Annotated in this window: 15 protein-coding genes and 1 tRNA gene; 15 read left to right on the top strand and 1 reads right to left on the bottom strand. The window is 68.6% G+C overall.

Annotated elements, in window-relative coordinates:
* Positions 1 to 4 precede the first annotated feature (4 nt).
* The 12 genes from ACE3UN_RS07385 (at position 5) to ACE3UN_RS07330 (ending at position 12,685) form a co-directional block, all read left to right on the top strand.
* The gene (locus ACE3UN_RS07385) at positions 5 to 916 is read left to right on the top strand and encodes an SDR family oxidoreductase (protein ID WP_374674274.1); all 912 of its coding nucleotides are present in this window, start codon (positions 5 to 7) and stop codon (positions 914 to 916) included.
* A 115-nt stretch (positions 917 to 1,031) separates the two neighbouring features.
* A complete protein-coding gene (locus tag ACE3UN_RS07380; RefSeq protein ID WP_374674273.1) occupies positions 1,032 to 3,365 on the top strand; it encodes a Tex family protein in 2,334 nt (777 codons plus the stop codon).
* A 7-nt stretch (positions 3,366 to 3,372) separates the two neighbouring features.
* Complete coding sequence (locus ACE3UN_RS07375) at positions 3,373 to 4,455, top strand: phospholipase (protein ID WP_374674272.1); 1,083 nt, start codon at positions 3,373 to 3,375, stop codon at positions 4,453 to 4,455.
* Between the two features lie 194 nt (positions 4,456 to 4,649).
* Positions 4,650 to 6,569, top strand: coding sequence for a threonine--tRNA ligase (gene thrS, locus ACE3UN_RS07370; protein WP_374674271.1), 1,920 nt, complete (start codon positions 4,650 to 4,652; stop codon positions 6,567 to 6,569).
* 80 nt (positions 6,570 to 6,649) lie between these two features.
* Positions 6,650 to 7,198, top strand: coding sequence for a translation initiation factor IF-3 (gene infC, locus ACE3UN_RS07365; RefSeq protein ID WP_374674350.1), 549 nt, complete (start codon positions 6,650 to 6,652; stop codon positions 7,196 to 7,198).
* 126 nt (positions 7,199 to 7,324) lie between these two features.
* Positions 7,325 to 7,528: a 50S ribosomal protein L35 gene (rpmI, locus tag ACE3UN_RS07360; protein ID WP_374674270.1), complete on the top strand. Its 204-nt coding sequence runs from the start codon at positions 7,325 to 7,327 to the stop codon at positions 7,526 to 7,528.
* 28 nt (positions 7,529 to 7,556) lie between these two features.
* A complete protein-coding gene (gene rplT, locus ACE3UN_RS07355; protein WP_374674269.1) occupies positions 7,557 to 7,913 on the top strand; it encodes a 50S ribosomal protein L20 in 357 nt (118 codons plus the stop codon).
* A 139-nt stretch (positions 7,914 to 8,052) separates the two neighbouring features.
* On the top strand, positions 8,053 to 9,108 hold the full coding sequence (gene pheS / locus ACE3UN_RS07350) for a phenylalanine--tRNA ligase subunit alpha (RefSeq protein WP_374674268.1): 1,056 nt from the start codon (positions 8,053 to 8,055) through the stop codon (positions 9,106 to 9,108).
* 61 nt (positions 9,109 to 9,169) lie between these two features.
* A complete protein-coding gene (pheT, locus tag ACE3UN_RS07345; RefSeq protein WP_374674267.1) occupies positions 9,170 to 11,593 on the top strand; it encodes a phenylalanine--tRNA ligase subunit beta in 2,424 nt (807 codons plus the stop codon).
* A gap of 86 nt (positions 11,594 to 11,679) precedes the next feature.
* Positions 11,680 to 12,021, top strand: a complete 342-nt coding sequence (locus tag ACE3UN_RS07340; protein ID WP_374674349.1) for an integration host factor subunit alpha — start codon at positions 11,680 to 11,682, stop codon at positions 12,019 to 12,021.
* A 48-nt stretch (positions 12,022 to 12,069) separates the two neighbouring features.
* A complete protein-coding gene (locus ACE3UN_RS07335; protein ID WP_374674266.1) occupies positions 12,070 to 12,561 on the top strand; it encodes a MerR family transcriptional regulator in 492 nt (163 codons plus the stop codon).
* Positions 12,562 to 12,608: 47 nt separating this feature from the next.
* Positions 12,609 to 12,685, top strand: a tRNA-Pro gene (locus tag ACE3UN_RS07330).
* A gap of 461 nt (positions 12,686 to 13,146) precedes the next feature.
* On the opposite strand, the gene ACE3UN_RS07325 is transcribed toward ACE3UN_RS07330, so the two are convergent.
* The gene (locus ACE3UN_RS07325) at positions 13,147 to 13,848 is read right to left on the bottom strand and encodes a LuxR C-terminal-related transcriptional regulator (protein ID WP_374674265.1); all 702 of its coding nucleotides are present in this window, start codon (positions 13,846 to 13,848) and stop codon (positions 13,147 to 13,149) included.
* A gap of 949 nt (positions 13,849 to 14,797) precedes the next feature.
* Here ACE3UN_RS07325 and ACE3UN_RS07320 point away from each other — a divergent pair.
* The 3 genes from ACE3UN_RS07320 to ACE3UN_RS07310 are packed head-to-tail and all read left to right on the top strand — an operon-like array spanning position 14,798 to position 18,002.
* Positions 14,798 to 15,964 carry a hypothetical protein gene (locus tag ACE3UN_RS07320; RefSeq protein WP_374674264.1) on the top strand — a complete coding sequence of 389 codons (1,167 nt, stop codon included), beginning with the start codon at positions 14,798 to 14,800 and terminating at the stop codon, positions 15,962 to 15,964.
* Positions 15,961 to 17,016, top strand: a complete 1,056-nt coding sequence (locus ACE3UN_RS07315; RefSeq protein WP_374674263.1) for a hypothetical protein — start codon at positions 15,961 to 15,963, stop codon at positions 17,014 to 17,016. The genes ACE3UN_RS07320 and ACE3UN_RS07315 overlap by 4 nt, the downstream gene beginning before the upstream one ends.
* Positions 17,013 to 18,002, top strand: coding sequence for a JmjC domain-containing protein (locus ACE3UN_RS07310; protein ID WP_374674262.1), 990 nt, complete (start codon positions 17,013 to 17,015; stop codon positions 18,000 to 18,002). The genes ACE3UN_RS07315 and ACE3UN_RS07310 overlap by 4 nt, the downstream gene beginning before the upstream one ends.
* The last annotated feature ends 3 nt before the right edge of the window (positions 18,003 to 18,005 follow it).

Genomic DNA, 18,005 nt, shown 5'->3' with positions numbered 1-18,005 from the left:
CCCCATGCACGATTTCACCGGCCGCACCGCGGTCATCACCGGCGCCGCGTCGGGCTTCGGCCTCGAGGCCTCGCGCATCGCCGCCCGCCTGGGCATGCAGGTGGTCATGGCCGACGTGATGCCCGACCCGCTGGCCCGTGCGGCCGCCGAGGTCGAGGGCCTGGGGGCCAGCGTGCTGCCCTTCGCGCTGGACGTGTCGCGCGCCGAGCAGGTGCAGGCCCTGGCCGACGCCACCGTGGCGCGCTTCGGCGTGCCGCACCTGGTGTTCAACAACGCCGGCGTGGGCCTGGGCGGGTTGATCTGGGAGCACTCCGTCAAGGACTGGGACTGGATCGTCGGCGTCAACCTCATGGGCGTGGCGCACGGCGTGCGCGTGTTCACCCCGCTCATGCTCGACGCCGCCCGGCGCGACCCGGCCTGGCGCGGCCACATCGTCAACACGGCGTCCATGGCGGGCCTGGTGAACATGCCCAACCAGGGTGCCTACAACGTCACCAAGCACGCCGTGGTGTCGCTCAGCGAGACGCTGTACCAGGACCTCGCGCTGGTGACCGAGCAGGTGCGCGCGCATGTGCTGTGCCCGTACTTCGTGCCCACCGGCATCGCCCACAGCGATCGCGCCCGGCCCGGCGAGATGCGCGAGGCGGCCGCGCCCACCCCCAGCCAGCGGGCGGCGCAGCTCATGAGCGAGAAGGCCGTCGCCAGTGGCAAGGTCAGCGCGGCGGAGGTGGCGCAGTTCGTGTTCGACGCGGTGCTGGCCGACCGCTTCTACATCTTCAGCCACCCCAACGAGCGGGCGCTGGCGCCCGTGGGCGTGCGCCTGCAGGACATCGTGGCCATGCGCAACCCCACCGACCCCTTCGCCCACCGGCCCGAGCTGGGTGAGCAGCTGCGGGCCGCCCTGCGGGGCGATTGACCGCGCGGCGGCCTGCCCCGCGGGGCGGGATTTGTCCACGGGCGGCTGCGCCCGATCTGGCACACTCGCGCGCTTCTTTCTGGCCGGGGGCCGCGCGAGGGCCCCAGACACTGCCTTGGACAAGATCCTGCTGCAAATCGCCGCCGAGCTGAAGGTTCGGCCGGCCCAAGTGAACACCGCGGTCGAGCTGCTGGACGGCGGCGCCACGGTCCCGTTCATCGCCCGCTACCGCAAGGAGGCCACCGACGGCCTCGACGACATCCAGCTGCGCGAGCTCGAATCGCGCCTGGCCTACCTGCGTGAGCTGGAGGACCGCCGCGCCGCGGTGCTCAAGAGCATCGACGAGCAGGGCAAGCTCACGCCCGAGCTGCGCGCGGCCATCGAGGCCGTGCCCACCAAGCAGGAGCTGGAAGACCTGTACCTGCCGTACAAGCCCAAGCGCCGCACCAAGGGCATGATCGCCCGCGAGGCCGGCCTGGAGCCGCTGGCCGACAAGCTCTTCGCCGACCCCACGCTGGAGCCGCTGGCCGAGGCCGCCGCGTTCATCAACGTGGAGGGCGGCTTCGCCGACGCGCACGCGGTGCTGGACGGTGTGCGCGACCTGCTCAGCGAGCGCTGGGCCGAGGACGCCGCGCTGGTGGGCACGCTGCGCGAGTGGCTGTGGGCCGAAGGCCTGTTCCGCTCCAAGCTCGCCGAGGGCAAGGACCCGACGAACCCCGACGTCGCCAAGTTCCGCGACTACTTCGAGTACGACGAGCCCATCCGCACCGTGCCCTCGCACCGCGCGCTGGCGGTGTTCCGCGGCCGCACGCTGGAGATCCTGGACGCCAAGCTGGTGTTGGACGAGGAGGTGGTGCCGGGGCAGCCCACGCTGGCCGAAGGCCGCATCGCCCACCACCTCGGATGGCGGCATCAAAAGCGTGCGGGTGACGAGCTGGTGCGCAAGACCATCGCCTGGACCTGGAAGGTCAAGCTCTCCATGAGCCTGGAGCGCGACCTGTTCGGTCGGCTGCGCGAGGAGGCCGAGAAGGTCGCGATCAAGGTCTTCAGCGAGAACCTGCGCGACCTGCTGCTGGCCGCGCCGGCCGGCAAGCGCGTGGTCATGGGCCTGGACCCGGGCATCCGCACCGGCGTGAAGGTGGCCATCGTCAGCGACACCGGCAAGGTGCTGGACACCGCCACGGTGTACCCGCACGAACCGCGCAACGACTGGGAGGGCAGCCTGCACGTGCTGGGTCGCCTGGTGGCCACCCATGGCGTCAACCTCATCGCCATCGGCAACGGCACCGCCAGCCGCGAGACGGACAAGCTCGCGGCCGACCTGATCAAGCGCATCGCGGCCCTGGCGCCGGATGTCGCGCTGGAGAAGGTGGTCGTCAGCGAGGCGGGCGCGTCGGTCTATTCGGCCTCCGAGTTCGCCAGCAAGGAGCTGCCGGAGCTGGACGTGAGCCTGCGCGGCGCCGTGTCCATCGCCCGCCGCCTGCAGGACCCGCTCGCCGAGCTGGTGAAGATCGATCCCAAGAGCATCGGGGTGGGCCAGTACCAGCACGACGTGAACCAGAGCGAGCTGGCGCGCACGCTGGACGCGGTGGTGGAGGACTGCGTGAACTCGGTCGGGGTCGACCTGAACACGGCGTCGGCGCCGTTGCTGTCGCGCGTGTCGGGCCTGTCGCAGGCGGTGGCGGGCAGCATCGTGCGCTGGCGCGACGCCCACGGGGCGTTCCGCAGCCGGCAGCAGCTGCTGGAGGTGGCGGGGCTGGGTGCCAAGACCTTCGAGCAGGCGGCCGGCTTCCTGCGCATCCGCGGCGGCGACAACCCGCTGGACCTGTCCGGCGTGCACCCGGAAACGTACCCGGTCGTCGAGCGCATCCTGCAGCAGGTGGGCCGCCCGATCCAGGAGCTGATCGGCAAGGCCGATGTCATCCGCACGCTGCGGCCCGAGGCCTTCGCCGACGAGAAGTTCGGCGCCATCACGGTCAAGGACATCCTGGCCGAGCTGGAGAAGCCGGGGCGCGACCCGCGGCCCGACTTCAAGGTGGCGCGCTTCAACGACGGCGTCGAGGACATCAAGGACCTGCAGCCCGGCATGGTGCTGGAGGGCACGGTGAGCAACGTGGCCCAGTTCGGCGCCTTCGTGGACCTGGGCGTGCACCAGGACGGCCTGGTGCACGTGAGCCAGCTGTCGAACAAGTTCGTCAACGATGCCCGCGAGGTGGTGAAGACCGGCGACATCGTCAAGGTGAAGGTGCTCGAGGTGGACCTGGCGCGCAAGCGCATCTCGCTGACCATGAAGCTCGACGCGGCGCCGGCGCCCAAGGGCAGCGCGCGGGGCGACAACAGCTACCGGCCCGCCGGCCGCCAGGAGCGCGCTGCGCCCGGCGCACGCGGCGGCGCCGCCCCAGCGCAGGGCGCCATGGCCGCGGCCTTCGCCAAGCTGCAGAAGCGCTGAGCGGCCCGTGAGCACCCGCCCCACCGCCTTGCGCGTGCTCGCCGGCCCGCGCGCGCGCCGGCAGCTGCGCGAGCAGGGGCTGCGTCCGTCGGACGTGGCGGTGGTGCCGGCGGCCGCGGGCGGCCCCAAGGGCCTCATCCTCAACCCGCTCGACCGCTTCCTCTTCGCCCGCTGGCTGCCGGCGGGCGGCCGCGAGCTGCACCTGCTGGGTGCGTCGATCGGCGCGTGGCGCATGGCGGCCGCCTGCCTGCCCGACCCCGACGCGGCGCTCGCCCGCCTGGCCGAGGACTACGTCACCCAGGACTACGAGCATGCTCCCGGCCGGCCGCCGACGGCCCGTGTGGTCAGCCGCACCTTCGGCGCCAGGCTGCAGGACCATTTCGGCGGCGTGGAGTCCCAGGTGCTGGGACACCCGCGCTGGCGCCTGCATGTGTTCACCAGCCGCGGCCGCCATGTGCTGGGCCGGGAAGGGCGCCTGCGCACGCCGCTGGGTTACGGCGGTGCCTTCTTCTGCAACCTGGTGGCGCGGCGCGCCATGGGCGGCTGGTTGGAGCGCGTGGTGTTCTCCGACCCGCGTGACCCGCTGCCCCTGCCGCTGCACGACTTCCCCACGCGGCAGGTGGCGCTGACCGCCCGCAACCTCGCGCCGTCCCTGCTGGCGAGCTGCTCCATCCCCTTCTGGCTGGAGGCCGTGCACGACATTCCCGGCGCACCCCGCGGCGCCTACTGGGACGGGGGCATCACCGACTACCACCTGCACCTGCGCTACGACCGCATCGCCAACGGCCTGGTGCTGTACCCGCATTTCCAGCCCACGCTCGTGCCGGGCTGGCTGGACAAGATGCTGCCGCACCGGCACCGCAGCACCGGCGCGCTGGACAACGTGGTGGTGCTGGCGCCCCGGCCGGAGTGGGTCGCGGGCCTGCCCAACGGCAAGCTGCCCGACCGGGCCGACTTCAAGGCCTATGGCGACGACCTCCCCGGCCGGCAGCGCGTCTGGCGCACCGCCATCGCCGAGAGCCAGCGCCTGGCCGACGAGTTCGCCGAGCTGGTCGGGCGTGGCGGCCCCATCGAGGCCGAACCGCTGTAGGCCCCGGCCGGCTACAATCGACGCCCAACCTCCTGTCCCCCCAGCAAGAGCGAGAAAGGCACCCCGGTTATGACACCGCGAACTACGACCTTTGGAGACCTTCCCTAGTCGGCCGCGGCTGGTTCGAACTCGTTCGACCTTTCTCTTCACGAAGCGCGGCCACCGAGCCGCGTTTTTCGTTTCCGGACTGCACCATGATCAAGATCTCCCTGCCCGACGGTTCCCAGCGCGAGTACCCGGGCCCCGTCACGGTGGCCGAGGTGGCCGCTTCCATCGGCCCCGGCCTGGCCAAGGCCGCATTGGGTGGCCGCATCGGCCACGGCGCCGAGGCGAAGCTGGTCGACACCAGCCACCGGCTGGAGGGCGACGCCGCGCTCGCCATCGTCACGGACAAGGACACTGACGGCCTGGAGCTCATCCGCCACTCCACGGCGCACCTGCTGGCCTACGCGGTGAAGGAGCTCTTCCCCGACGCCCAGGTGACGATCGGCCCGGTGATCGACAACGGCTTCTACTACGACTTCGCGTACAAGCGCCCCTTCACGCCCGACGACCTGGTCGCCATCGAGAAGAAGATGGCCGAGCTGGCGAAGAAGGACGAGAAGGTGGAGCGCCGGGTGCTGCCGCGCGACGAGGCGGTGAACTACTTCAAGGGCCTGGGCGAGCACTACAAGGCCGAGATCATCGGCTCCATCCCGGCGGGGCAGGAGGTGTCGCTCTACCGCGAAGGCGGCTTCGAGGACCTGTGCCGCGGCCCGCACGTGCCCAGCACCGGCAAGCTCAAGCACTTCAAGCTCATGAAGGTGGCGGGCGCCTACTGGCGCGGCGACCACCGCAACGAGATGCTGCAGCGCATCTACGGCACCGCCTGGGCCACGAAGGACGAGCTCCAGCAGTACCTGACGATGCTGGAGGAGGCCGAGAAGCGCGACCACCGCCGCCTGGGCAAGGAGCTCGACCTGTTCCACCTGGACGAGCACTCGCCCGGCACCGTCTTCTGGCACCCCAAGGGCTGGACGGTGTGGCAGGAGGTGGAGCAGTACATGCGCCGCGTGTACCGCGACAACGGGTATCTCGAGGTCAAGGGCCCGCAGATCCTGGACAAGACGCTCTGGGAGAAGACGGGCCACTGGCAGAAGTACCGGGAGAACATGTTCACCACGGAGTCGGAGAAGCGCGACTACGCGCTCAAGCCGATGAACTGCCCCGGCCACATCCTGATCTTCAAGCAGGGCATCAAGAGCTACCGCGACCTGCCGCTGCGATTCGGTGAATTCGGACAGTGCCACCGCAACGAGCCCACCGGCGGCCTGCACGGCATCATGCGCGTGCGCGGCTTCACGCAGGACGACGGCCACATCTTCTGCACCGAGGAGATGATCCTCGACGAGTGCGTGGCCTACACGGCGCTGCTGCAGAAGGTGTATGCCGACTTCGGCTTCACGCAGATCCTCTACAAGGTGGCGACGCGGCCCGAGGCACGCATCGGCTCGGACGACAGCTGGGACAAGGCCGAGCACGCGCTGATGGAGTCGCTGCGCCGGTCGGGCTGCGAGTTCGTGGTCTCGCCGGGCGACGGTGCCTTCTACGGCCCCAAGATCGAGTACACGCTGAAGGACGCGCTGGGCCGCGAGTGGCAGTGCGGCACGATGCAGGTGGACTTCTTCATGGCCGAGCGCCTGGGAGCCGAGTACGTGGCCGAGTCCGGCGAGCGCCGCACGCCCGTGATGCTGCACCGCGCCATCGTGGGCAGCCTGGAGCGCTTCATCGGCATCCTCATCGAGCAGCACGCGGGTGCCCTGCCGGTGTGGCTGGCGCCCACGCAGGTGGTCGTCAGCTCCATCACCGACGCGCAGGCGCAGTACGTCCAGGACGTCGTGAAAACGCTGAAAAAACAAGGAGTTAGGGCAGAGGCCGATTTGCGCAACGAGAAGATCACGTATAAAATACGGGAGCATTCGTTGCAGAAGGTCCCGTACATCCTCGTCGTAGGCGACAAGGAAAAGGCAAGCGGGGCCGTTGCGGTGCGCGCCCGAGGCAACCAGGATCTGGGCGTGATGCCGCTGGCCGACTTCCAAGCCAAGCTCGCCAGCGACATCGCGACCAAGGTCTGATGTTTGCCTCGGTTTTTGCGCTCCACCAGTTTTTGCTGGGCCGGGCCCTTGCCTCCTCGCCTGTTTAAGGGGTTTGCACCATCGCTACCTTCCTCGATCGCCGGACGCCCAATGTCGAGCGCAAGCATCGACTCAACCGTGAGATCACCGCCCCGAACGTGCGCCTGAACGGCGTGGACAACGAGCCGCTGGGCATCGTTCCGTTGCAGGAGGCCTTGCGGTTGTCTGCCGAAGCCGACGTGGACCTGGTCGAGATCGCCGCCACGGCCGATCCGCCGGTATGCCGGCTGATGGACTACGGCAAGTTCAAGTACCAGGAGCAGAAGCGCGCCGCCGAGGCCAAGTCCAAGCAGAAGGTCATCGAGGTCAAGGAAGTCAAGTTCCGGCCCGGCACCGACGAAGGCGACTACGCGATCAAGATGCGCAACCTGCGCCGGTTCATCGCGGAAGACGGCGACAAGGGCAAGGTGACCCTGCGTTTCCGCGGTCGCGAGATCACCCACCAGGACATCGGCATGCGGCTGCTCGAGCGCATCCGCGACGAACTGGCGGACGTGGCCGTGGTGGAGCACATGCCCAAGCTGGAAGGGCGCCAGATGATCATGGTGCTGGCGCCCAAGAAGAAGTGAACGTGTTGTGAAGGATTCGCCCGACGGTCTGGTCACCGGCGGGATGAAGCAGAAGCCCTGGCAGGCTCGTCAAGCGCCACCCCAACCCGGTGGCCGCCCAGCCGGGGCAATCGATAAGGAGCAGTCATGCCCAAAATGAAGACCAAGAGCGGGGCCAAGAAGCGTTTCCGCGTCCGTCCGGGTGGCACCGTCAAGCGCGGTCAGGCGTACAAGCGCCACATCCTCACCAAGAAGACCACCAAGAACAAGCGCCAGCTTCGCGGCTCGGCCAACGTTCACGAGACCGACATGGGCCACATCGCCAAGATGCTGCCCTTTGCCGGCCTGTGATCTTCTGACGGACTGAAAGGAACCGAACATGCCTCGCGTCAAACGTGGTGTCACCGCCCGCGCCCGCCACAAGAAGATCCTGGCCCTGGCCAAGGGCTTCCGTGGTCGTCGCAAGAACGTCTTCCGCATCGCCAAGCAGGCCGTGATGAAGGCGGGCCAATACGCCTACCGTGATCGCCGTACCAAGAAGCGCGTCTTCCGCCAGCTGTGGATCGCCCGTATCAACGCCGCCACGCGCGGCCTGGGCTTGACCTACAGCAAGTTCATCGCCGGCCTGAAGAAGGCCCAGATCGACCTGGACCGCAAGGTCCTGTCCGACATGGCGATCAACGACCCGGCGGCCTTTGCCAGCATCGTCGACAAGGTGAAGGCCCAGCTGAGCTGATGCAAGCGCCGGTCCTGCGCCGCCCCTCGCGAGCCCTCGCGAAGGCGGCACGGGCCGACAGGCACTCCAAGGCCGTCACCTCGCGGGGCGGCCTTTTTTCATTCTTTCGCGCCCCACGCGCCCGTCGCGTCTGTCCCACATGAACGACCTCGATCAACTCGTGGCGGCCGCCCAGGCCGATTTCGAGCAGGCGGCCACGCCGGCCGAGCTGGAGAACGCCAAGGCCCGCTTCCTCGGCAAGTCCGGCCGCGTCACCGAGCTGCTCAAGGGCCTGGCGGCCCTCGGCCCCGAGGACAAGAAGACCCGCGGCGCCGAGATCAACCAGACCAAGCAGCGCATCGAGGCGGCCCTGCAGGCCAGCCGCGAGAAGCTGGCCGACGCCGAACTGCAGGCACAGCTCAAGGCCGAGGCGCTCGACGTCAGCCTGCCGGGGCGCCAGCGCGGCCAGGGCGGCCTGCACCCGGTGTCGCGCACGCTCGAGCGCATCGAGGCCATCTTTGGCTCCATGGGCTTCGCCGTCGCCGACGGCCCCGAGATCGAGGAAGACTGGTTCAACTTCACCGCACTGAACACGCCGGCCGACCACCCGGCGCGCTCGATGCACGACACGTTCTACGTGGACACGCGGGCGGCGGACGGCACCGGCCACCTGCTGCGCACCCACACCAGCCCCATGCAGGTGCGGCACGCGGTGCAGCACGTCAAGGCACACGCCGACCGCCTGGCCGCCGGCCTGCCCATGCCCGAGATCCGCGTCATCGCACCGGGCCGCACCTACCGCGTGGACAGCGATGCCACCCACTCGCCCATGTTCCACCAGTGCGAAGGCCTGTGGATCGGCGAGAACGTGAGCTTCAAGGACCTGAAGGCGGTGTTCGCCGACTTCTTCCGCCACTTCTTCGAGCGCGACGACCTCACCATCCGCTTCCGGCCCTCGTTCTTCCCCTTCACCGAGCCGTCGGCCGAGGTGGATATCGCCTTTGCCGACGGCCCGCTCAAGGGCCGCTGGCTGGAGGTGGCCGGCTCGGGCCAGGTGCACCCGAACGTCGTGCGCAACTTCGGGCTGGACCCGGAGCGCTACATCGGCTTCGCCTTCGGCATGGGCCCCGACCGCCTGACCATGCTGCGCTACGGCGTGAACGACCTGCGCCTGTTCTTCGACGGCGACCTGCGTTTCCTGTCGCAGTTCCAGTGAGCTGAGCCGCCCCGAAACGCCTCTTCCCGTCGACCGCCCCGACGCCTGACACCGCCTTCCCATGCAATTCCCCGAATCCTGGCTGCGCGAGTTCTGCAACCCGCCGCTGACCACCGCCGAGCTGGCGGACCTGCTCACCATGGCCGGCCTCGAAGTCGAAGAGCTGCGGCCCGTGGCGCCGCCGTTCTCGCGCATCGTCGTGGCCGAGATCGTCGAGGCCGAGCAGCACCCCAACGCCGACCGCCTGCGCGTGTGCCGCGTGGACGCCGGCCCGCACAGCAAGGACGGCCCGCTGCAGATCGTCTGCGGGGCGCCCAATGCCCGCGTGGGCATCCGCGTGCCGCTGGCGCTGGTGGGCGCGCAGCTGCCGCCGGGTGAGGACGGCCAGCCGTTCGAGATCAAGGTCGGCAAGCTGCGCGGCGTGGAGAGCTTCGGCATGCTGTGCTCCGCGCGCGAGCTCAAGCTCTCCGAAGACCACGGTGGCCTGCTGGAGCTGGCGGCCGATGCGCCGCTGGGCCAGGACGTGCGCGAGCACCTGCAGCTGGACGACACCCTCTTCACGCTCAAGCTCACGCCCAACCTGGCGCACGCGTTGTCGGTGTACGGCATCGCACGCGAGGTGGCGGCACTCACCGGGGCGCCGCTCAAGAGCCCGCAGTTCGAGCCCGTGGCGCCCGCCGTGGACCAGACCGTGCCCGTCACCGTGCTGGCGCCCGACCTGTGCGGCCGCTTCTCCGGCCGGGTGGTGCGCGGCGTCAACCCGAAGGCCCGCACGCCTGCCTGGATGGTGGAGCGGCTGGCCCGCTGCGGCCAGCGCAGCGTGTCGGCGCTGGTCGACATCTCCAACTACGTGATGTTCGAGTACGGCCGCCCTTCGCACATCTTCGACCTGGACAAGCTGCACGGCGGCCTGGCGGTGCGCTGGGGCCGCGAGGGCGAGACGCTCAAGCTGCTCAACGGCAGCACCATCACCGTGGACGGCCAGGTGGGCGTGATCGCGGACGACGCGCAGGTCGAGTCGCTGGCCGGCATCATGGGTGGCGACGCCACCGCGGTGTCCGACGACACCGCCAACATCTACATCGAGGCGGCGTACTGGCACCCGTCCGCGGTGGCGGGGCGTTCGCGCCGCTACAACTTCTCCACCGACGCGGGCCACCGCTTCGAGCGCGGCGTCGACCCGGCGCTGACGGTGGAGCACATCGAGCACATCACCCGCCTGGTGCAACAGGTCTGCGGCGGCCAGGCCGGCCCGCTCACCGACTGGCAGGGCGAGCTGCCCGCACGCACGCCCGTCACGCTGCGCGTGGCGCGCGCGGCCAAGGTCATCGGCATGCCCCTGACGCAGGCCGAGGTGGCGGGCGTCATGCAGCGCCTGGGCCTGCCGTGCACCGAAGGGGAGGGCACCGTCACCGTGACGCCTCCGAGCTGGCGCTTCGACCTGGCGATCGAGGAGGACCTGATCGAGGAGGTGGCGCGTGTCATCGGCTACGAGCGCCTGCCGGCCACGCCGCCGCTCGCGCCCGTGACGGCCCACGTGCGCGTGGAGGCGCAGCGCGGTGCCCACGCGGTGCGCCATGCGCTGGCGGGCCTGGGCTACCAGGAAACGATCAACTTCAGCTTCGTCGAGGCGCGCTGGGAGCACGAGCTGGCCGGCAACCCCGATCCCATCCGGGTGCTGAACCCCATCGCCGCGCCGCTGGCGGTGATGCGCTCCAGCCTGCTCGGCAGCCTGGTGCAGGTGCTGCGCTACAACCTGGCGCGCAAGGCGCCGCGCGTGCGCGTGGCCGAGATCGGTCGCGTGTTCCGCCGCGACGCCGCGGTCGCAGCAAGCGACCGCAGCGTGCACGGCGTCGCCCAGCCGATGCGCGTGGCCGGCCTGGCGTTCGGTGCGGTGGCGCCGCTGCAGTGGGGCAGCAAGGAGCGCGCCGTCGATTTCTTCGACGTCAAGGGCGACGTGGAAGCCCTGCTGGCGCCGCGGCAGCCGCGTTTCGTGGCCGCGCAGCACCCGGCCATGCACCCGGGGCGCTGTGCCGCGGTGGAGTTGGACGGCCAGGTGATCGGCCATGTCGGAGAACTGCACCCGCGCTGGCGCCAGGCCTACGAGCTGCCGCAGGCTCCCGTGCTGTTTGAGCTGGACCTCGCCGCCGTGCAGCAGCGCGACGTGCCGCTGGCGCGCCCGGTGCCGCGGCAGCAGGCCGTCGTGCGCGACCTCGCGCTGGTCGTGGCCGACAGCGTCTCGCACGACGCGCTGGTGGCCAGCCTCAAGGGCGGTGACGACGGCCTCGTGCGACGCGCCACGCTGTTCGACATCTACAAGCCGGCCGCCGCGAGCGCCGACATCCCGGACGGCCACCGCAGCCTGGCCGTGCGGCTGGAGCTGCTCGACGAGGTGGCCACGCTCACCGACGAACGCATCGACGCCGCCATCGCCGAGGCGGTGTCGCGCGTGCAGGCCGCCCATGGCGCCCGGCTGCGGGCATGATGGCCGACATGGAAGCCCGCCAACCCATGCCCGCCGACGTGCCGCCGGACATGTCCCCCGACCCCGCCACCGACGAGACTGCGCCGATGGACCGCGTGATCCTGCCTTCCCTCGAAACGCCGACGCTCACCAAGGCGGAGCTGGCCGAGCTGCTGTTCGAGCGGCTGGGCCTGAACAAGCGGGAGTCCAAGGACATGGTCGAAGCCTTCTTCGACATCGTGAACGAGGCCCTCGTGCAGGGCCAGGACGTCAAGCTCTCGGGCTTCGGCAACTTCGCCATCCGGCGCAAGGCGCCGCGCCCGGGGCGCAACCCGCGCACCGGTGAGCCCATCCCCATCAAGGCGCGCAACGTGGTCACTTTTCACGCCAGCCACAAGCTCAAGGCGATCGTCCAGGGCGACCTGCCTCCGGCGGAAGAGTTCGAGTAAAGTCTGCGATCCTGCGTCCCAGGCCGTTGATTCGGCACGCCTTCCGCCATGGACCCCAGGGCCGACGCCCGCCTGCCTCCCATCCCAGCCAAGCGCTACTTCACCATTGGTGAGGTCAGCGAGCTGTGTGGTGTGAAGCCGTACGTCCTGCGCTACTGGGAGCAGGAGTTCACCCAGCTCAAGCCGATGAAGCGGCGGGGCAACCGCCGCTACTACCAGCACCACGAGGTGCTGCTCATCCGCCGCATCCGCGACCTGCTGTACGACCAGGGCTTCACCATCAGTGGTGCGCGCAACCGCCTGTCCGAAGCGGGCGCGCTGGAGGCCGCTGGCGCCGCCGATGCAGGCAGCGAAGTGCCCGATGCGCCGCCCCCGGTACCGCCCAAGCTGGCCGGCCCGGCCACCATCACCGTGGCGGTCTCCGCCGCGCTGCAGCAGGCGAACGGCGCCGAGTTGCGCCTGCCCGTGGAACCGCCCCTGGACGGCGTGGCCTCTCTGCGCAACGAACTCATGGCGATCCGCGAGTTGCTTGTTTTCTGACATCGTTGGCCGATTGGCCCGTTTTCACGCTATACTGCGAGCTTCGTCGGGGTGTAGCGCAGCCTGGTAGCGCACTTGCATGGGGTGCAAGGGGTCGCGAGTTCGAATCCCGCCACCCCGACCATAAACAGCTGAAGCCCGGTGTCCACAAGACACCGGGCTTTTTGCTTTGGGGGTTTCGGGCCATGCCATCGCCGACGCTCTTGGCCCGTGGCTGTGCAGCCGAACTCCGAATGCCGTCCGGGCAGTTCTCGGTGCCGCTAGACACCCGGTGGCCCGATCAAGCGCCGCTATGGACCGCCCGCCACGCCGGAAAAAAACCGGGCGCTGGCTGGTCAGAGCCAGCGCCCGCAAGGTCAACCAAGTCGTCACCTGGAAGTCACGACGCTGGTTGTGGAGGGATCGGACCCGCACCACCCGATGGAACGCTGGGGACGCCAAGCGGCGCTGAACCCGGCCACCGGGTGCAGACCGAGCCACACATGGCATCACGCGAAGACTGGCGACCGGGCGCGTGCGTTGAAGGTGATTTCAGCAGGCTGCCTTGCACATGGCACCTACCCGTTCGGGTGGGCCATCGGCTCACTACAGGAGACCGGCTGACATCGCGCGGATCACGGCCGCTTGCGCGGTGGGCGCGTGGAACTTCGCCTGGATGCGCTTCACGTGGTAGCGCACCGTGTTCTCGGAGACGTTCAGGATCATGCCGATCTCCCACTTGCTCTTGCCGTGCATCAGCCAGCGGAGGATCTCGCGCTCTCGGTCGCTGATCGCGACATGCGGAAAGGGTTCGTTGCACAGCAGTCGAACTGCAGCGTCCTGGCAATGCGCCGCGAAGAGCTGCAGTTCAGCGAGCATCATCATGAGCCGCTGAGGGTCGGTGGGGAGCGCCTGCTCGCGGTCCAGGCCCAGCACGAAGTGCCGCTGATTCGGCATGTGGAGCGCCACCGTGATGCCGGTCTTGAAACCGAAGGGCGCCATCATGTCCCACAGATCCGCCGCGCCGGCGTCGACGTAGAACTCCTGGTCGTACACGAACGGGATGTTCATGCGCTTCAACTGGCACATGACCGGATCCCTTGCCGACAATTCCGGGTCCATCGAGGTGGCCGCGAAGTCGGCCGGCATGTTGCCCACGTAATGGACGTCCATCCTCCTGCCCGGCGACTCGACGAGCAGCAGCCCGTTGGCCAATCCGAAGTCCATGTGCTCCGCGAAGGACACCAGCCGCTTCTGGAAGGTGTCCTTGTCCGGCGCCTGGCTGACGTCGAAGAGATCGAGACGCATCGTGGGAGCCCTTGTGGGTGGAGCCCTACCCGAACGGGTTGTTGCGAGCCTGCGTGGCGAACCAGAAACTGGTGCCGTCAACTCACGCAAGCATCCATGCCGCAGCCGACATGCCGCCTCGTCGCCTCTCCCTTGCACCGAGTGCAGCGACCGGTGGGGCACCTGCGGCGGTCGCTCGACCAGTTCCAGCCTGGAATGCTCTGCACCCCATCCGACGGCGCCGGCGATTATGTGGTGGGCATGTGCCCGTGGGGCCTGGCGGACTCGGACGAAACGGTTGCTGATTGTTGGGACTGGGTCGGGAGGTGGTGCGAGGACACATGGGTGGTGGCGCTGGCCAATCCGACGGCGCTCGCGTCTAACCTGATCCTGCTGGGCAATGCTGGTGTTCCACTGAAGTCGCCCGCTGCCCTGTTGGAAATGGATACTTCGGCGCACTGCCTGAGGTGGCAGGGGTTGGGTACGAACGAGCTGCGTGCCGGTGCAGGCAGCACTGCGTCCCTCCAGGTCGTGCAGAACGAGTCGCCTCGATGCCCTCTGACGGCATCCGGCCTCCTGCGCCGGACAGGAGAACACGCCCAGACAAAGCTCTTGCCTTGGCCCTTGCCGTGGCGCAGGCGGCTGGCGCCTTGCGCACGGACCGGTCGGCGGCCTGCGGCGCGCCGGGCAGTCCGTTTCGAATCGTCACATCTCAACAGCGCTTCGATCGCAATCGGCGCTTGTGAAGAGTTCAAGGCGCAATTAGAGTTTGACCATTCGCCAAAGCGAATAGGGCTGCAGAGCAGTCACTTCCTACCGCCACGACCACCGGTGCCTAGACACAGCACCCTCGCGTCGTCGTGCCGCGGAATACAAAGTCGTCGGGTTTCTGGTTGTGTGGGGCACGAGATCGTGCGCAGTAACGCCTGCGCCGGTCGGGATGATTTCGTCCTTTTGCTCCTCCGCAATCATGCACGCACCCGATTCTGCGGCCGACAGTTCGGCGACCGCACTTCGATCCATATTGATCGAGGCGGCCCTCATTGGTCTAGTTTTCCTATTTCTTGCCGAAGGACTGAGCCGTCTTCTGCATGGCGGCGCGCGTCCGATGCTGCCTTACGTGGCAGATCCTTCGATGGCGCCCCGTCTGCCATCCAACTTCTCTTCCGATATTCGCTTCGGCGACGCGGCGGTTTTTGAAGTGTGCACCGACGAGTATGGACTGCGAGGCAGCATCTGCGGCAAGCGCGCCGTGGAGCCTTCCGTGCTGGTCGTCGGCGATTCACAGGCGCTGGGGTGGTCCATGCCGTTCGGTCACAGTGTCGCGGCCTTGGTGGCGAGGGGTCGCGGCCAGGGGCTCCCCGGGGTGGCGCGTGCCATGGCCTCCGGCGGCGCCGACGTCGAAAGTCTGCGCAGTTGGGCTGAGGAATACCGCGAGCGCATGCCTCGGAAGTCCTCGACACGGGAGCTCAATATCCTGGTGCTCAATATGGGGAATGACCTCGACGAAATGTACTACGGCCGCGCGACAGGCCGGATGCCGGAACTGAAGGCGCTTCGAGAATGGCTGACCTTGAACAGCTACGCCATGCTGGACGTTGCCTTGCTGAAGAATCAGGTGTCTGGCGCTGGGGATTGGCATCTGCCACCCGGTGCCAATCCGGTGGCGGTCGCCCTCACTGAGGAAGAGCGGCTAGACCTCGCAGAGGCCACGGCCGAGGCCGTCATTCGCCTGTCCGCTGCCCTGCCAGCGGCTCGCCAAACCATGGTCCTGGTCCTGCCGACGGATTACCAGATCAGCCTGGGTGAATTCGAGAAATACCGCCCCTTCTATCCATCGTCTGCTCAGTTCGACGTATGGAAACGTCGGCTCCCGGCCATGGCGCGCGGTCTCGACGACATGGAACGCCACATCACGCGATCGCTGGCGAGGGCGGGCGTTCAGACCGTGTCGCCCAGGGCTCTACTGGCAGCGCAGGATCCGCGCCACATCTTCGACCGGCGCAGTCACCACTACACCGAGGCAGGGCATCGGGTGCTGGCGCAGGTGCTGCTTCCCGCCGTACAGGACGGGGCGGTGTCCACGGGCGCGGGGTCAGCACACGCCACCCAGGGGAGGCCACTGTGGACGCCATGACCCTGCCCGCCGCCTCCGGGCGGCCCGACGGCGGATCCCGGCCCGGTCGACCGCGACTGCGCAATGTGGCCAAGTGGCTGGGCGCTGTGGCGGTGTGTGCGGCACTGGCGGAGTTGGGCATTCGAGTCCTGCTGTCGCACGCACACTGGAGCCCGCCGGTGTTCAGGGCGGAGCCGCTGCCGCTCGGTTATGCACTGGGGCCCGGCATCCAGGTGCAGGCTCGACAACTCGGGCGCACGGTCCAGATCTCTACCGATCCAGGCGGCCACCGCCGCACCGTGGGCACGCCAGAGGCTCCCGGCGCACGGGCCGTGCATCTGATCGGCGATTCCCAGGTCTTCGGTTGGGGCCTGTCCGACGACGAAACCGTGGCCACGCAACTGCAGCGATCGCTGGGAGGCTCGTTCCGCGTGGTGAATCACGGGGTGCCCGGATACGGCCCCGCCGAATACCTCAAGGTGCTGGAGCGCGTGTCAGCCAGCGACGACGTCGTCGTGCTGCTCACGGAGGAGAACGACGCGGCGGACGTCTACGGCCTGGCGCAGCCCGCCCATGTGGCGTGCGGCTTCATCGCGACGGTGGCACACGACAGCACGGCGGCGTGCATGCTGATGCAGTCCCGTCTGGTCCAGGGCCTGTTCGAGGTGCGGCACGCGTTCCATCACCGCTATCTCATGACGCCGCTCGGCTTCTCTGACCATTCGACGGTGGCAGGCCGGGTCCTGGCGGGGCGCGCGAACCGATGGATCGCGCAGGTGCGTCAAGCGCGCCAGGGGCGCGTGATCGTCACCATCGTCCCCTGGAAGGGCCGGTACTCGTCCGACTGGCGACGCCGTTACGCGCCTCCACCCGTGCCAGATCCCGAGGCGCTGCCCAGCCCGTTCACGGACGCCCTCGGCATGGCCCAGGCGTTCTCCACACACCCCGACCCCATGGCGCTGTACCTGCCCGGGGACAGCCATGTCTCCCCCGAAGGCGCGAGCTGGCTGGCCAGGGAGATCGCCCGCGGGATCGGGACACCGCGACCCACCGACCTTGAGGAGAACCCATGAATCTGCTCGCTCTCGATCCTGCCGGCCTTGGCCCTGTGGAGGCGGCGATGCCCCCTGACGACTCCGCCGTCCGTCGACCTCCCGTACCGCTCACCACGGCCGAGCAGGCGCTGGCCAACATCGTTTCGCCAGTGACCTGGTCGCAGTTCCTCTCGGACTACCTCGGCCGGCGGCCCTTGCACGTGAGCGGGGAGGCCGATTGCTTCGCGTCGCTCGCCGATCCTGCAGCCGTCCGGGAGCTCATCGAGGCCGGTGTGCCGTGGCAGTTTCGTCGCATGCCGGAGATGTACCTGGATGGCTACCGCGTCCCGCATGAAGACCTTGTCGACACCTACACCGACATGGACGGCCGTGAAGCGCGGCGGCCCCGCCTGCGGCGCATACGCCGTCTGCTGGAGAAGGGCGCCACGGTGAATGCGTTCGGGCAGGAGTCTCACTTCCCCGGGCTGGCGGCCATGCGCCGGGTGTTCTCCGAGGCCTTCCATGCGGAATGCGAGGTGGCGACGTTCTATTCGCAGCAAGGCCACCAGGGGCTGGCCCCTCACTACGACTGCGTCGACATCTTCGTCCTGCAACTGCACGGTCACAAGCGCTGGTTCGTCTCGAGCCAGCGCGTCGACTCGCCAGTGGTCGGGCACGGCGGTCCCACCCAGTACGACGACCAGGCGAGCCATACCGACATCGTGCTCGAACCGGGTGATCTCCTGTATTTTCCACGCGGCACATTCCACCAGGCCGTCGCACTGTCCGAGCAGTCACTGCACGCCACCATCGCGGTCAAGCGTCCCACATATCTTGATATGTTGATGGCACTGGGTCAGACCGCTGCCGAGAGCGATCGCATCCGCCACGATCTTCCCCTGGCGCACGCACGTGCTCCCCGGGACACCAAGGACCAGTTGCTCGATCGCCTGCGCGAGGCCCTGGACCAGCCAGGGTTCGATGAAGCGTTCGAGCGCTTGCTCACGCTGCGTTCCGGTCACTGAGGA

Origin of the sequence: Ideonella sp., assembly GCF_041918995.1 — a bacterium.
Taxonomy (GTDB): domain Bacteria; phylum Pseudomonadota; class Gammaproteobacteria; order Burkholderiales; family Burkholderiaceae_C; genus Ideonella.
This window is presented reverse-complemented; position numbering and strand designations above follow the sequence as displayed.